The 13,334-nt window shown below is 37.9% G+C and carries 18 protein-coding genes and 1 pseudogene; 16 read left to right on the top strand and 3 right to left on the bottom strand.

The window, feature by feature from the left end; all coding sequences use genetic code 11:
• Positions 1-146: 146 nt before the first annotated feature.
• From HX13_RS18255 to HX13_RS25715, 12 genes and pseudogenes are all read left to right on the top strand, one after another.
• A complete protein-coding gene (locus HX13_RS18255) occupies positions 147-752 on the top strand; it encodes a Crp/Fnr family transcriptional regulator (protein WP_238555488.1) in 606 nt (201 codons plus the stop codon).
• Positions 753-957: 205 nt separating this feature from the next.
• Positions 958-1,800 (top strand): DUF5777 family beta-barrel protein, encoded by an 843-nt coding sequence (locus HX13_RS18250; protein WP_050022246.1) that lies wholly within the window; start codon positions 958-960, stop codon positions 1,798-1,800.
• Position 1,801: 1 nt separating this feature from the next.
• Entirely contained in the window at positions 1,802-2,149 is a 348-nt protein-coding gene (locus HX13_RS18245; RefSeq protein WP_238555487.1) for a hypothetical protein, read from the top strand.
• A gap of 10 nt (positions 2,150-2,159) precedes the next feature.
• Positions 2,160-2,705, top strand: coding sequence for a YceI family protein (locus HX13_RS18240; RefSeq protein WP_050022244.1), 546 nt, complete (start codon positions 2,160-2,162; stop codon positions 2,703-2,705).
• Positions 2,702-3,043, top strand: coding sequence for an ankyrin repeat domain-containing protein (locus HX13_RS18235; RefSeq protein WP_238555486.1), 342 nt, complete (start codon positions 2,702-2,704; stop codon positions 3,041-3,043). Before HX13_RS18240 ends, HX13_RS18235 begins: the two co-directional genes overlap by 4 nt.
• A gap of 1 nt (position 3,044) precedes the next feature.
• Entirely contained in the window at positions 3,045-3,227 is a 183-nt protein-coding gene (locus HX13_RS24795) for an ankyrin repeat domain-containing protein (protein WP_316931362.1), read from the top strand.
• Between the two features lies 1 nt (position 3,228).
• Positions 3,229-3,993, top strand: a complete 765-nt coding sequence (locus HX13_RS18230) for a T9SS type A sorting domain-containing protein (protein ID WP_050022243.1) — start codon at positions 3,229-3,231, stop codon at positions 3,991-3,993.
• Between the two features lie 140 nt (positions 3,994-4,133).
• A complete protein-coding gene (locus HX13_RS18225; RefSeq protein ID WP_050022242.1) occupies positions 4,134-4,733 on the top strand; it encodes a GrpB family protein in 600 nt (199 codons plus the stop codon).
• An 8-nt stretch (positions 4,734-4,741) separates the two neighbouring features.
• Entirely contained in the window at positions 4,742-5,137 is a 396-nt protein-coding gene (locus HX13_RS18220) for a cytidine deaminase family protein (RefSeq protein WP_050022241.1), read from the top strand.
• 29 nt (positions 5,138-5,166) lie between these two features.
• The gene (locus tag HX13_RS18215) at positions 5,167-6,012 is read left to right on the top strand and encodes a GNAT family N-acetyltransferase (RefSeq protein ID WP_050022240.1); all 846 of its coding nucleotides are present in this window, start codon (positions 5,167-5,169) and stop codon (positions 6,010-6,012) included.
• Between the two features lie 86 nt (positions 6,013-6,098).
• Positions 6,099-6,975, top strand: a pseudogene (locus HX13_RS26475) (ectonucleotide pyrophosphatase/phosphodiesterase).
• Positions 6,917-7,384: an alkaline phosphatase family protein gene (locus tag HX13_RS25715; RefSeq protein WP_262483572.1), complete on the top strand. Its 468-nt coding sequence runs from the start codon at positions 6,917-6,919 to the stop codon at positions 7,382-7,384. Before HX13_RS26475 ends, HX13_RS25715 begins: the two are co-directional and overlap by 59 nt.
• Before the next feature lie 88 nt (positions 7,385-7,472).
• Here the strand turns inward: HX13_RS25715 and HX13_RS18205 are convergent, their stop codons facing one another.
• Positions 7,473-8,525, bottom strand: coding sequence for an NAD(P)-dependent alcohol dehydrogenase (locus HX13_RS18205; RefSeq protein WP_082129139.1), 1,053 nt, complete (start codon positions 8,523-8,525; stop codon positions 7,473-7,475).
• 26 nt (positions 8,526-8,551) lie between these two features.
• Positions 8,552-8,989 (bottom strand): cupin domain-containing protein, encoded by a 438-nt coding sequence (locus HX13_RS18200; protein ID WP_050022239.1) that lies wholly within the window; start codon positions 8,987-8,989, stop codon positions 8,552-8,554.
• Between the two features lie 102 nt (positions 8,990-9,091).
• On the opposite strand from HX13_RS18200, the gene HX13_RS18195 reads away from it, so the two are divergent.
• The 4 genes from HX13_RS18195 (at position 9,092) to HX13_RS22640 (ending at position 11,795) form a co-directional block, all read left to right on the top strand.
• Complete coding sequence (locus tag HX13_RS18195; RefSeq protein ID WP_316931356.1) at positions 9,092-9,841, top strand: AraC family transcriptional regulator; 750 nt, start codon at positions 9,092-9,094, stop codon at positions 9,839-9,841.
• Positions 9,807-9,995, top strand: a complete 189-nt coding sequence (locus HX13_RS26135) for a helix-turn-helix transcriptional regulator (RefSeq protein WP_316931355.1) — start codon at positions 9,807-9,809, stop codon at positions 9,993-9,995. The genes HX13_RS18195 and HX13_RS26135 overlap by 35 nt, the downstream gene beginning before the upstream one ends.
• A gap of 142 nt (positions 9,996-10,137) precedes the next feature.
• The gene (locus HX13_RS18190) at positions 10,138-11,481 is read left to right on the top strand and encodes a carboxylesterase family protein (protein WP_050022238.1); all 1,344 of its coding nucleotides are present in this window, start codon (positions 10,138-10,140) and stop codon (positions 11,479-11,481) included.
• 146 nt (positions 11,482-11,627) lie between these two features.
• Entirely contained in the window at positions 11,628-11,795 is a 168-nt protein-coding gene (locus tag HX13_RS22640; RefSeq protein ID WP_156173224.1) for a hypothetical protein, read from the top strand.
• 75 nt (positions 11,796-11,870) lie between these two features.
• Here the strand turns inward: HX13_RS22640 and HX13_RS18185 are convergent, their stop codons facing one another.
• The gene (locus tag HX13_RS18185; protein ID WP_238555483.1) at positions 11,871-13,331 is read right to left on the bottom strand and encodes an alpha-amylase; all 1,461 of its coding nucleotides are present in this window, start codon (positions 13,329-13,331) and stop codon (positions 11,871-11,873) included.
• Positions 13,332-13,334 lie beyond the last annotated feature (3 nt).

Here is a 13,334-nt window from a genome sequence, read left to right as displayed (position 1 = left end):
ATACACCTATATAAATTCACATATTCTTAATATTATCTTATTTCATTGTGTTTGAAGAGGGTTAGAATGAAGTAATCATTGATATCTTATTGTAATAATGAAAAGTTTTTATTTATCTGACATATTTATTGCATGATTTTATATATTTGTTTCAAATACTTGACAAAAAAGATATGATGAGTGATCCGTTTATTGTACAGAAATTTGGTTTTTTAGGCAGCGGTTTTTCAGCTGAACTTGAAAAACATGCGGTAATAGTCAATATAAAGGCCAAAACAGAAATTATAAGGGAAGGACAGAAAAATAAATATGTGCCCTTCCTCACGAAAGGTTCTATTAAAGTTTTTACCCTTAATGACGGCCGCGAGCTTATTTATTATTATATCAAACCGAGTGACAGCTGTCTTATGACCTTTTCTTCTATTTTCACAGATTATGTGAGCAGGGTATATGCTGTAGCAGAAGAAGACTCAGAAGCCCTGTTGATCCCTGTTTCTGTAATGCATGAATGGCTGATACAATTTCCGGAAATCAATAAATTATTTTATCATGAATATGACAGGCGCTTTTCCGAAGTCATGAATATGGTAAATGATGCCGTTTTCCACAAACTGGATAAAAGGGTTCTGAATTATATTAAACAACAAATTGCACTTACCGGAAATCATCCGATCAGAATAACCCATCGCGAAATTGCCAACAATCTTGGGACTTCAAGAGAAGTTGTAAGCAGGGTTTTAAAAAAAAATTGAAAGCGATGGGGAAATTCAGCAAACAAAAGAAGGAATAAAACTGGCTGTAAATGAAAATGTTAGATTAATCTAATGTATTTTGTTTAAAAATTTTTGCTTTCTGATTGATAAAAACAATCTCCTCGGTGACTTTTATCACCTGTTTTTGAATTGATAACTCTATAAGTTTGTTATATCATAATTAAATGTAAAATATAGTTATCATATGACAAAAACTCTCTTATTTTTGTCGGTATTTTCATCAGTTTTTGCCTTTGCACAGGAGGATTTGCTGAAAGATATCGACACTATTAAAACCAACACAGAAACTTCACAACCCGCATTCAAAGCCTTGCAGATCGTTACAGGGCAATCTACAAAACTATCTGCAAAAAAAGAATGGTATATTGTTGTTGCCCATCGTTTCGGAGATATTAGCACAGGCTTTAAAGACTTTTTTGGTCTGGACAATGCTTCTACCAAGCTCGGGGTTATTTATGGCATTACGGATGCCGTTTCTGTAAGCTTGTCGAGGGAGACCCATATGAAAACCTTTGAAGGCGCTGTAAAATACAGGCTGGTAAAGCAGAATGAGAATTTTCCGGTAGATATTGTAGGATATCATGTAATGGGTTTAAATACCGCCTTGAATAAAGATACCTATCCCTATCTTACATTCAACGATCGGCTTTCCTACCTGACACAGGCTTTGATTTCCAGAAGGTTTAACGAACAGTTTTCATTGCAGCTTACTCCGTCTTTTGTTCATAAAAATTTATACGAACCGGCAACCGAAGATAAAAACCAGTTTTTGGCCGGAATAGGCGGTCGATATAAAATTTCCAAAAGAGTCTCTGTAAATGCAGAATATTTTGTGAATTTTGATGATCATAGTTTCTATAAAAATCCTCTTTCTTTAGGAGTAGATATAGAAACAGGGGGACATGTTTTCCAGCTTTTATTTACGAATTCCCAGATCAATTCGGATATCGGGTATCTTACCAACGCCACCGGCAGATGGGGAAAAGGACAAATTTTCTTTGGGTTTAATCTTTACAGAGTTTTTTGATATGAGAAAGTTAGCGTACCTATTGACAATATCGGCGGGAAGTATACTGATATCCTGTGAAAGCAGAACCTATGAAGAAATTTCTGATAATACCCCCATTACATTACCGGTAAAATATATAACCGATGTAAAGCCAATTATGGATAATAACTGTAACACGTGCCACTCGGCAACCAGTTTTAAACCTTTGGCAACCTATGATCAGGTAAAAAATAATATAGACGGAATTCTTGACCGGATTCAAAGACCTGATAACGACCCCGGGAAAATGCCTAAGGGAGGTTCTTTATCTGCAACACAAATCAACATTTTCATTAAATGGAAAGCCGACGGATTAGCTGAAAATTAAAATATCTGATATGAAAAAATTAATAATAACAGGTGTTTTTCTGTTTATGGCAGGTTACACCTCAGCTCAGAAATACAGTTCAAAAACCGGAAAAGTCACCTTTGAGGCCTCTGTGCCATTATTTGAAGATATTTATGCCCGGGATGACAATAATATTGTGGTCTTCAATGCAGATAACGGGGAAATGGCATCCGTTTCATCCGTCAAAAACTTTCACTTTAAAACAAAACTGATGGAAGAACATTTTAATGAAAGTTATGCCGAAACAGCAAAATATCCAAAAACCACCTTTAAAGGAAAAATCGTCAATTTTGATTCCACAAAACTTACTGCGAACCCTCAGAAATATACAATTCAGGGAACCCTCAATTTTCATGGTGTGGATAAAGCGGTCACTTCTACAGCTTCTGTTTATGCCAAAGACGGGAAAGTTTATATGCAGGGAGGATTTGTTGTGAAGCCTGCAGATTACAAAGTAACGATTCCTAAAATGGTAACTAAAAAAATTGCTGAAAATGTAAATGTGGAATATAACTATATCCTGACAAAACAATGAAAAACCTGATCTTACTGCTGAGTATGTTTCTGACTTCGTTGTTATATGCTCAGGAACAAACAAAAACAATTTTTGATGTTGCCAGAAACGGAACGGTTGATGAAGTAAAAGGATTGATGAAACAGAATCCGGATATTATCAATCAACCGAATGAGAATGGTTTTTCACCTCTTATCCTGGCTTGTTACAGAGGCAATACAGAGGTTGCAAAATTTTTGATTGACCATGTAAAAGATGTGAATTATCAAAGTAAAGAAGGAACTGCACTGGCAGGACTTTCGGTAAAATACAATAAAGAGCTTACAGAAGCTTTGCTAAGAAAAAAATGCCGACCCTAATATTGCAGATGCTACCGGTTATACTCCTTTATTCTGGGCCGTGAAATTTGGAAACAAAGAATTGGTGGAACTACTGCTTTCATATAAAGCAGATAAATCTAAAAAAGATTCAATGGGAATGACTCCTTTTGAATATGCATTGCAAACCAATAACAAAGAAATCATTAACCTCTTAAAAAATTGATATGAAAAAAATTTTACTCACCATCAGTATGGCCCTCGCTACCCTTGCCTGGGCTCAGTTTTCGTCTGGAACAGTAAGCCTTCCGGTTACTTCCATGACGGTGAAATTGGATACCACTCCTACAGGAGTGACCCTTACAGTAACCGGCGACAGCAATTCTATGTTGGGAATCGGGTTTGGAGGAAATGGAGTGGACAGCGGAGGAATGGCTCCGGGAGCAGATGGGTTTATTTATAATTCTGCAACCACCAGAGATTATTCCTTTATAGGAACTACAACGCCCAATGCTGATGTTTCACAAGACTGGACAGAAGTATCCAATACTATATCAGGAACTACAAGGACTATTGTGGCCACAAGATCTCTTTCCGGTGGGGCGGGAGACTTTGCGATTCCCAATTCGGCAGGAACCATTAATATCTTTTATGCACGCAGGCTTGGAAATCAGGCTTTAGGATATCATGGACCAGCTAATAGAGGATATGCAACATTAACAATGGCAGCCAGTACTTTATCCACAAATGAAGCAGCTGCCGGAAACAAAAAAGTACTTCTTTATCCTAACCCGGCAAAAGAAACGATTGGCTTTAAAAATTTTGATAAAATAAGATCCGTTGATGTTTTTGATGCTACCGGAAGAAAAGTAAAATCAATAAGACCAGACAAAGAGCATATTAATATTGAAGATCTGAAGTCAGGAACTTATTATTTTGAGGTTTTGCTGAAAGACGGAAGTCTGTCTTATGAAAAACTGATTAAAGAATAATTAAAAAAAACACATCCTAATAATTTTTAAAAAATGCCTCTGATTTTTCGGAGGCGTTTTATTTTTAGAATCAAAAATCTTAAAATGCCCGGTTTAAAGGCTTTGAGCGAATTTTCATATATTTGTATAAACCGTTACCGATGAAAGTTACGTTTGAAAAATACAACCCTTCCTGGAAAATACAATTTGAATCCATTAAAAATGAATTGGAAGAAAGCATCGGTTTTTTGAATCCCGAAATTGAACATATCGGAAGCACATCCGTAGAAGGCTTATCTGCAAAACCTATCATAGATATTATGATCGGGGTAAAAGATGCGGAAGATCTGGATAAAATTCCACATTTATTACAAGGACAGGATTATGTTTATTATGAAAAATATAATAAAGATATGCCTTATCGCCGCTTTTTTATTAAACTTATAAACCGTCCCAAAAACTTAGGATTTCCTGAAACCATTTTCAAGGAAGAGGATATTCCTGAGAAGCTTCATGACCATAGTCTTCGTGTGGCCCATATTCATGCAATTCCTGTATCTTCTGAACATTGGCTTCGTCATATTGCCTTTAGAGATTATTTGTGTACCCATGCCCGTGTAAAGCAGGAATATCAACAGCTTAAAGAAGTTCTGAGCAAAAAAGAATGGTATGACGGTAATGATTATAATGCAGGCAAGGATCCGTTTATTAAAAGAGAAGAACGTAATGCGGTACAGTGGTATATGGAACATCACAAATAAATTTATCTATGAGAAAGGATTTAAAGGAAATAGCCGGTCAGTTTGCAAAATCCAGGATGCTGAATGATTTTATAGAATATGGAGGAGTAGCGGCTGCTATTGAAACTGCAGAAGGTAATGTATATACAGGAATCAGTATAGATACTGCCTGTTCAATGGGGTTTTGTGCAGAGCACAGTGCTGTGGCTGAAATGTTGAAAAATGGTGAACATCGCATTAAAGCAGTAGTAGCCTTAGGTAATGACGGGAATGCAGTTCCTCCTTGTGGAAGATGCAGGGAACTGATGAGTCAATTATCCAAAGAAAATCTTAATGCTGTAGTAGAAGTAAAAAACGGGGTTTTTGTCACTTTAAAAGAACTGATGCCATACGACTGGAAAGAAGATTTTGACAGAACATGGTAGGCTTTTAATGAAATTAAAAATAAACAGTAATGGAATTTAAAACTTTAACCCATACTACGATAGATGAGCTTTTAACGGTCTTTAATCTTTCATTTTCAGATTATATTGTTCCTTTCCATCTCACAAAAGAAATGCTCATCTCAAAAATGGCAGCGGAAAAATTAGATATGGATTTGTCAGTCGGTGCGTTTGAAAACGGACAGCTTATAGGTTTTATCCTTCAGGCTGAAAAGACTGAAAATGGTGAGAAAGTTATCTATAACGGAGGAACAGGAGTGGTTCCGGAAGGCAGAGGTAAAGGATTGGTAAGAAAAATGTATGATTTCATTATTCCGGTTTTGAAAGAAAGGAACGCAAGTGTACTGCTTCTGGAAGTTATTGAAGGAAATCAAAAAGCAATCAGGGCCTATGAAAATCTTGGCTTTAAGATTATGCGAAGGCTTCTTTGCTTTAATGGAATTATACATCCGGAGGAAGAGCAGGCTTCAATTTGTATACGGGAGCTGGAAGATTTCCAATGTGAAAAGTTCCGTTCGTTCTGGGATATTGAACCTTCCTGGCAAGGTTCTGCTTATGTGCTGGATCCTGTTCCGGAAGGGTTTGTCACTTTTGGGGCGTATCTGGGAGAAAACCTGGCAGGGTATGTTATTTATAATCCTTCAGCAAAAAAAGTGCATCAGATTGCCGTTGACCCGGAGCACCGTAGGCAAGGAATCGGGACACAATTATTTAACGCGGTCAGAAAAAGAAATGAAGGACAGCCGGTTTCTTTGAATAATGTAGATGAGATTTCCGTAAGTACGAGTCAGTTCCTTTGCGAAAAAATAGGACTTACAAACTGGTTATCTCAGTTTGAGATGAAAAAGGCAATTTGAAATAAATGTAAGGTTTAATATACTTTTAATCCTTTAAACTTTTCAGGGAGCAGTATAGAATGTACCTTTGCCAAAAAAATTAAATAATGAAGCGAGGAATACATTTTTTACTGCTGCTTGTCTCCTTTACGGTTTTTGCACAGCAGGTAAATATTGATACGGCTCAGGTAGTAATATCAGGTCGTCAGAACACAGCTGAAGCCCAGTCAAAACCTTACGTAATCATGATTTCCACGGATGGTTTCCGTTATGATTATGCCCATAAATACAATGCTGAAAACCTTTTGAAATTTTCTGATCAGGGAGTAAAGGCTGAAGCAATGATCCCAAGCTATCCGAGTATTACATTTCCGAATCACTGGAGCCTGATTACCGGGCTTTATCCTTCTCATCATGGGTTAATTGATAATTTTTTCTACGATTACAAAAGGAAAGAAGTATATGCCATGAGCAATAAAAAAAAATGCAGAAGACGGAAGCTGGTATGGAGGGATACCGCTTTGGGGGCTGGCTGAAAAGAATGGGATGGTTTCTGCTTCTTTAATGTGGGTAGGATCTGCCAGTGATGCCGGTGGAATAAGGCCATCTTACTATTATCCCTATCATGAAAAATTCACTCCTTCTGAAAAAGTGGAAAAAGTAGTGAACTGGCTAAAATTACCAGACAATCAAAGACCACACTTTATTTCTTTATATTTCCCGGAAGTGGACGGGAGCGGTCATCATTATGGACCGGATTCAAAAGAAACTGAAAATGCTGTCCACTTGATTGACCACGCAATTGGAGACCTTGTACAGAAAGTAAATGCATTAGGTTTGAAGAATGTCAATTTTATATTCGTTTCAGATCATGGAATGATCAAAGTAGATGGCGGAACGCCATTGGAAATTCCGGCCCTTCTTTTTGATAAAAACAGATTCGATTTTTATAATTCCCAAAACGTTATTAAGAGTATATGTTAAAAATCCGGATGAGGTAAAAACCGTTTATAAAGAATTAAAAGCACATAAAACAAATGACTATGATGTTTATCTGGATAAAAGGTTGCCCCGGTATCTGCATTTTGCAACGAGAGATGATCAATATAACAGAATAGGACAGATCCTCCTGCTTCCAAAAGCTCCAAAGATATTTTTAGAGAAAGGAAAGAAAACATCTGTAGGAAAACATGGATACAATCCCAGGGTAGTTCCTGAAATGAAAGCTACTTTCTATGCCTGGGGACCTGAGTTTAAAAATAATCAGGTTATCAGTGAATTTGAAAACGTGAATGTCTATCCGCTTGTTGCTGAAATTTTAGGTTTGAAAATCGAACAGCCTGTTGATGGAAAGCTAAAGGTTCTGAAAGGGATACTAAAAGAAAAGAAGTAACCTTAAGGATAAAATTAAGGTAAATTTGTAAAAAGTTTCGGCGCACCAAAGGTGCGCCGAAACTTTTTACGGATAACAAGACCTACTCTTATAAAGACTTCATATCAATCACAAAACGATACCTTACATCGCTTTTCAGCATTCTTTCGTATGCTTCATTGATTTCCTGCATTCTGATCATTTCAATTTCCGAAACAATATTGTGCTCACCACAGAAATCCAGTAATTCCTGAGTCTCGGCAATACCTCCGATGACAGAGCCTGCTACAGATTTTCTGCCCATAATCATGGGAACTGTATTAAGTATTGGCTCCAGGCCACCCAGATATCCGACAAGAACATGGGTTCCGTTAATATTCAGGGTAGCTACATACGGATTAACATCATGAACATAAGGAACGGTATCAATAATCACATCAAATTTACCTGTTACCGATTTCATTTGTTCCTCATCCGTGGAAATGATTACATGATCAGCTCCCAGTTGTTTGGCATCTTCCGTTTTCCCGGGAGTTCTTGAGAATAAAGTTACCTCAGCTCCAAGTCCTTTAGCCAGTTTAATGGCCATATGGCCTAATCCGCCTAACCCTACGACAGCTACTTTGGAGTTTGGACCTACATTCCAGTGTCTCAAAGGAGACCATGTTGTAATACCGGCACAAAGGAGTGGTGCTACAGCAGCAGGGTCAAGATTTTCAGGAACCTTTAAGACATGGTGGGCATCTACCACTACTTTTTGAGAATATCCACCGAAAGTATGTCCTCCGGAATGTTTATCATGTCCGTTATACGTTCCCGTAAACCCGTTTAGGCAATATTGCTCAAGATCATGCTGACAGCTTTCACAATGCCCACAGGAATCAACAATACATCCTACCCCGGCAAGGTCACCCACTTTAAACTTGGAAACCTCACTTCCAATTTTTGTTATTCTCCCGATAATTTCGTGACCCGGAACAGCAGGGTAGATAGTTCCACCCCAGTCATTTCTTGCGGTATGAAGATCAGAATGACATACCCCGCAATACAGGATTTCTATTTCTACATCTTTAGGAGTGACTTCTCTTCTTTCAATATTCATTTCTTTCAGGTCTGCAGTGGTGGATTCAGCGCCATAAGCTTTTACTGTAAATGTGTTCATTGGTTTACTTTGATTTATGTTATATATTAGATTGATACATTGTGATAGTGCTCATCCGGTACAGGCTCCAGCCATTCAACCATTCCATTCTGGGTATTGGGATTGATTGCAATATGGGTGAACCCACTGTCCGGAGCGGCCCCATGCCAGTGGATAACTTCCGGAAGAATAGTAACAACATCTCCCGGGTGTAAAACCTGGACAGGTTTACCTTTTTCCTGATAGAAACCGGTTCCTGCAGTAACAATCAAGATTTGTCCGCCAGCATGAGAATGCCAGTTATTTCTGCATCCCGGTTCAAAAGTGACGTTTCCGATCTGGCAGTTGAGCTGGTTTTCGTTGAGTTTAATAATCTGGACCCAGGCAGTTCCTCCTGAAAAATATTCTGACGGAGCTTTTTCTCCTCTCGGAAAAATGGTTGTATTAAAAAGTTTCCATAATGATACAAAATTCGATACTTTCATAGAAAAACTGCTTATACAGATTACCGGATTACTTACCAATTTTACAGGCAGCCTGCCAGTTCATCCGGAAATTGGTAATTTTGAATAATAAAAATATACTTCATGGAAGATCAGGAGGTTGAAATCTATAACAGCATCTCGGAATACAACAAAATGGCTAATCATGAAACACTTCACCCGTTGGTAAGTGTAATTGACTTTTCCCAATCAGATCCCGTTTGCCAGCACAAAAGGAAATTCGGTTTTTATACCGTTTTCCTGAAAGATGTAATGTGTGGTGACATGCTGTATGGGAAACATAGCTACGATTACCAGGAAGGTACATTGGTGTTTATTGCTCCCGGACAGACCTATGGTATCTATAACAAAGGAAAATATGTTCAACCGGCAGGCTACGCTCTGATTTTTCATCCTGATCTGCTGAAAGGAACAAATCTTGGGAAAAACATTAAAGATTATAATTTCTTTTCGTATGATGTTCATGAAGCCTTACACCTTTCAGAAAAAGAAAGAGAAATTATCCTGGAATGTTTTAAAAATATAAAGCATGAACTCGGACAGCCTATTGATAAGCATAGTAAATCATTAATGGTCAATAATATTGAATTGTTTTTGAATTACTGTATGCGTTTTTACGACCGTCAGTTTATTACAAGAGATCATATCAATCAGGGGCTTATCGGTAAATTTGAAAGTCTGGTGGATGATTATCTCAAATCTGAAAAACCTAAAAGTATTGGTTTTCCCATGGTAAATTATTTCGCGGAAAAGCTGAACCTCTCGGCCAATTACTTCGGAGATCTCATAAAAAAAAGAATTGGGTATTTCCCCGCAGGAATTCATTCACAATAAATTAATCGATGTCGCCAAAGAACAGATTCTGGAGCATGGAAAATCAATCAGTGAAATTTCTTATGATTTGGGCTTCAAATATCCGCAGCACTTTACAAGATTGTTCAAAACCAAGGTAGGTATTTCCCCGAGTGAATACAAAACTCTGAACTAAGTTTTGAAAATGGATAGCATATTTTTTTGACAGATAGAACCTTTCTCAGTGAATATTTGTGTTATGTGATATTTGTATTTTAATTATTTCCTGTTGTCAAAAAACAAGATTAATTTTAAGGATAAGAATTTTAGCGTTTAAAATGACATCAAATCATAAAGGAATCCATGTTTTTGAAACCGGTTTCGGAAGGATTATCGCCTTAAAAGAAAATGGTATCATCAAGGCCAAAAGTATTCGTTATGCCCATTCCAAAAGGTTTCAGAGGCCTGTTCCTGCAGAAGCTTCTGCATCAGATATTGTTTTTCCGGATAAAACCCCGGTTTGCCCGCAGAAATTAAGTGCTTTAGTGGAAAAAATGATCGGCGCAACGCCGGTTGAAAATTTTGAGCCCGACGAATCTACCCAATACCTTTCAGTAAGCTGTCCCGAAAATAGTAAAGAAAATGAAAAACTTCCGGTTGTTGTATGGATTCACGGAGGATCTCATGAAATAGGTTGTGGGGATCTGCCGACTTCCGATCCGGCGGAATGGATAAAAGAGCAGCATATTATTGTCGTTACGGTTTCCTATCGTTTAGGTCTGTTTGGATTTTTAGGAGGGAGTGAAAGCAGGCCCCCGAATCTTGGGCTATTCGATATCATTGAAGCTTTGAAGTGGGTAAAGTCTTACATTGCAGATTTTGGTGGCGATCCGGAAAATATTACGTTGCTGGGGCAGTCATCGGGAGGAGACGCTATTGCGCATTTAATGATATCGGAGGGGGTAGAAGAATTGTTTCACCGGGTCATTATCCAGAGTGCTCCTTTAGGATTACGGCATAAAAGACAGAAAATGTCAGCTGAGTTTTTGCAAAAAACAGAGACCCTTAAAGATGAAACCGATGTCTTTAAAATGATGGAGGAGTATGGAAAATATGTACCTTCTGTCATAAAATACGGACTAAAAGCAGCAATGCCTTTCGGAATCCAATACGGATATCCCCCTTTATGTACAGAAGAAGAATCTGTGGAAAAGTGGAAACAGAATGCAAAAAAATATGATGTCCTGATTGGCCTGAATAATGATGAAACAGCATTTTACCTTAAAACATCCGGGGCATTGAATAAGTATTTAGGGAAGGGCTTAGGCTTGAAGATTATGGATAAGACGGTAGAAAAAACTACCAATCTCATCTATGGAACTCCTGCCAGGATATTTGCAGAAAATTATGCCGGAGCTGGAGGAAATGTCTATCTATTCAGAATCATTTCGCGGTCGGAATACAATCATATAGGAGCGCCTCATTGTATTGATCTCCCTTTGATTTTTGGGAATGAGGCTGCCTGGAAATCTTCTGAAATGGTGAAAAATATTCCCTGGAAGTATATTCATGAGAATGGAAGAAAATTAAGAGCACTTTGGGCGGAGTTTGCCAGAACGGGAAAAATAAATGATCATTCGGAAAGACCGGAAATTCTGGCCATCCGGAAAGTCGGAGCCTAGTTACTGGATGGAAATTACAATTCCAATATTTTCCGGGCATTATGATTTGAACTTTAAGTAGATGCAATGGTGGAGTTGGAAGATTTGTTGAAGATCCATTGTTGTTTTTTACTTATATTTGATTACAAATCAAAAAAATAATAATTATGAAAACAAAAAAAATTCCCAATGCCCGAAAAATTGATCGGCAGGAACTTAAAAATTTAAAAGGAGGAATCATCATCAGAGACAGAATCTGCTGTTTTTATAATGAAGATAATTATTGTTGTGAGTGGGCTCCCGACTTATGGAGCTGCAGGGGTATCAAATGTTAGGATACGACATAATAAGAAAACAAAGCGTACTTCATTTAGGTACGCTTTGTTGTTGATAGACAGTTATATTCTTATTTATTCAGGCACCCATACACTGACATTCCCGGCCGGTACAGGAAAATCCCCCCATCCGTTTTCATCAATGGTTACCTGGCCTTTGAACCTTTTTAATAGATCCTTACATTTTTTTCCGGCATAGCGTTTACCTATTTCCATAGGCTTATTATAGGCATCTTTATTGCTCAGAACTACGGCGCAGCCTGTATGTTCCTCATCACCTTCACGAACCCATCCCAGGCAATTGGCATCTTCAAAATAATCCCGTTGTGCCCCGTAAGCATGATCTTTCCTGGCTTTAAGAAGTTCTTCAATACCATCCACTTTAGGCATGAAAATTTCCTGATCATGTCCCCCCGAATCTTTATCCACATAATGAGCTCCATACAAGTCAGGATAAAAAACACATGGATAGCCATCCTTTCTTAATAAAATTAAAGCATAGGCAAGAGGCTTAAACCAGGATTCCACGGGAGCTTCCAGATCCTGAAGAGGCTGTGTATCATGGTTGGCCACAAGGCTCACGGAGTGTAACGGGTCAGCCTGAGTAAGAGTTCCGTCAAAAATTTTCCGGAGGTCATAGCTGCTCCCTTCTTTTGAAGCATTGTGGAAATTATTTTGTAATGAGCTGTCAAAAAGGCTCATACATCCTTCTGTTACCTCAATATATTTTTGAAGAAGATGAAGATGTCCGGGAGCCCAGTATTCTCCTACGGCAAATATATTTTTTCCTGAATTGGAACGGAGCAGCGTAAGCCATTCTTTATAAAAGTCAAAAGAAATATGTTTCAGGGCATCAAGCCTTACCCCGTCAAAATCCGTCTGGTCAAAATACCATTTTGCCCATTTGTTGAGTTCTTCACGTACAAAAGGATTTCTATGCTCAATGTCATTATACATCAGAAAATCATAGTTGCCCTTTTCATCATGGATCATTTCTTCCCAGTCATTTCCATATTCAGATTGTATTTTAAAAATATGGGGATCCATTCCCTCTGCATAATCCACTCCACTGAAGCAGGTAAAATTCCATTCAAAATCAGAATATTTTTTTCCTCTTCCCGGAAAGGTAAATTTAGTATATGATTCTATTTCGATAACATCAGAGATTACTTTCTCCCTGTTGTTTTCATCTACTTTTACCACTTTGAATTTTTCAAGCTCATCACCGCCGGCTTTATGGCCGAGAACAATATCTACAATAACTTCAATATTCTGTTTCTTTAATGCTTTAATAGCTTTGAGATAATCATTTTTGGTACCATATTTTGTAGGAATAGATCCTTTTTGATCGAATTCGCCGAGATCATAGAGGTCGTAAGCGTCATATCCTACAGAAAGACTGCCATGAGTCCCCTTATAAGCCGGAGGGAGCCAGGCGGAAGTAATTCCTAGTTTTGCCAGGTAGCTAGCTTGCTTTTCTGCTTTTTTCCATAACGTTCCATTCCCTTCAGAATACCAGTGGAAAAATTGAATCATGGT

It is taken from the genome of Chryseobacterium sp. P1-3, from assembly GCF_000738495.1.
Taxonomy (GTDB): domain Bacteria; phylum Bacteroidota; class Bacteroidia; order Flavobacteriales; family Weeksellaceae; genus Chryseobacterium; species Chryseobacterium gallinarum.
Note: the sequence above shows the minus strand (reverse complement) of the source record. Positions and strands in the feature narration are given on the sequence as shown.

Excerpts from the sequence above, each read along its gene's own strand:
- HX13_RS18250 (WP_050022246.1), top strand. The coding sequence starts at position 958 with ATGACAAAAACTCTCTTATTTTTGTCGGTATTTTCATCAGTTTTTGCC.
- HX13_RS18245 (WP_238555487.1), top strand. The coding sequence starts at position 1,802 with ATGAGAAAGTTAGCGTACCTATTGACAATATCGGCGGGAAGTATACTG.
- HX13_RS18240 (WP_050022244.1), top strand. The coding sequence starts at position 2,160 with ATGAAAAAATTAATAATAACAGGTGTTTTTCTGTTTATGGCAGGTTAC.
- HX13_RS18235 (WP_238555486.1), top strand. The coding sequence starts at position 2,702 with ATGAAAAACCTGATCTTACTGCTGAGTATGTTTCTGACTTCGTTGTTA.
- HX13_RS18230 (WP_050022243.1), top strand. The coding sequence starts at position 3,229 with ATGAAAAAAATTTTACTCACCATCAGTATGGCCCTCGCTACCCTTGCC.
- HX13_RS18225 (WP_050022242.1), top strand. The coding sequence starts at position 4,134 with ATGAAAGTTACGTTTGAAAAATACAACCCTTCCTGGAAAATACAATTT.
- HX13_RS18220 (WP_050022241.1), top strand. The coding sequence starts at position 4,742 with ATGAGAAAGGATTTAAAGGAAATAGCCGGTCAGTTTGCAAAATCCAGG.
- HX13_RS18215 (WP_050022240.1), top strand. The coding sequence starts at position 5,167 with ATGGAATTTAAAACTTTAACCCATACTACGATAGATGAGCTTTTAACG.
- HX13_RS18205 (WP_082129139.1), bottom strand. The coding sequence starts at position 8,525 with ATGAACACATTTACAGTAAAAGCTTATGGCGCTGAATCCACCACTGCA.
- HX13_RS18200 (WP_050022239.1), bottom strand. The coding sequence starts at position 8,989 with ATGAAAGTATCGAATTTTGTATCATTATGGAAACTTTTTAATACAACC.
- HX13_RS18195 (WP_316931356.1), top strand. The coding sequence starts at position 9,092 with ATGGAAGATCAGGAGGTTGAAATCTATAACAGCATCTCGGAATACAAC.
- HX13_RS18190 (WP_050022238.1), top strand. The coding sequence starts at position 10,138 with ATGACATCAAATCATAAAGGAATCCATGTTTTTGAAACCGGTTTCGGA.
- HX13_RS22640 (WP_156173224.1), top strand. The coding sequence starts at position 11,628 with ATGAAAACAAAAAAAATTCCCAATGCCCGAAAAATTGATCGGCAGGAA.
- HX13_RS18185 (WP_238555483.1), bottom strand. The coding sequence starts at position 13,331 with ATGATTCAATTTTTCCACTGGTATTCTGAAGGGAATGGAACGTTATGG.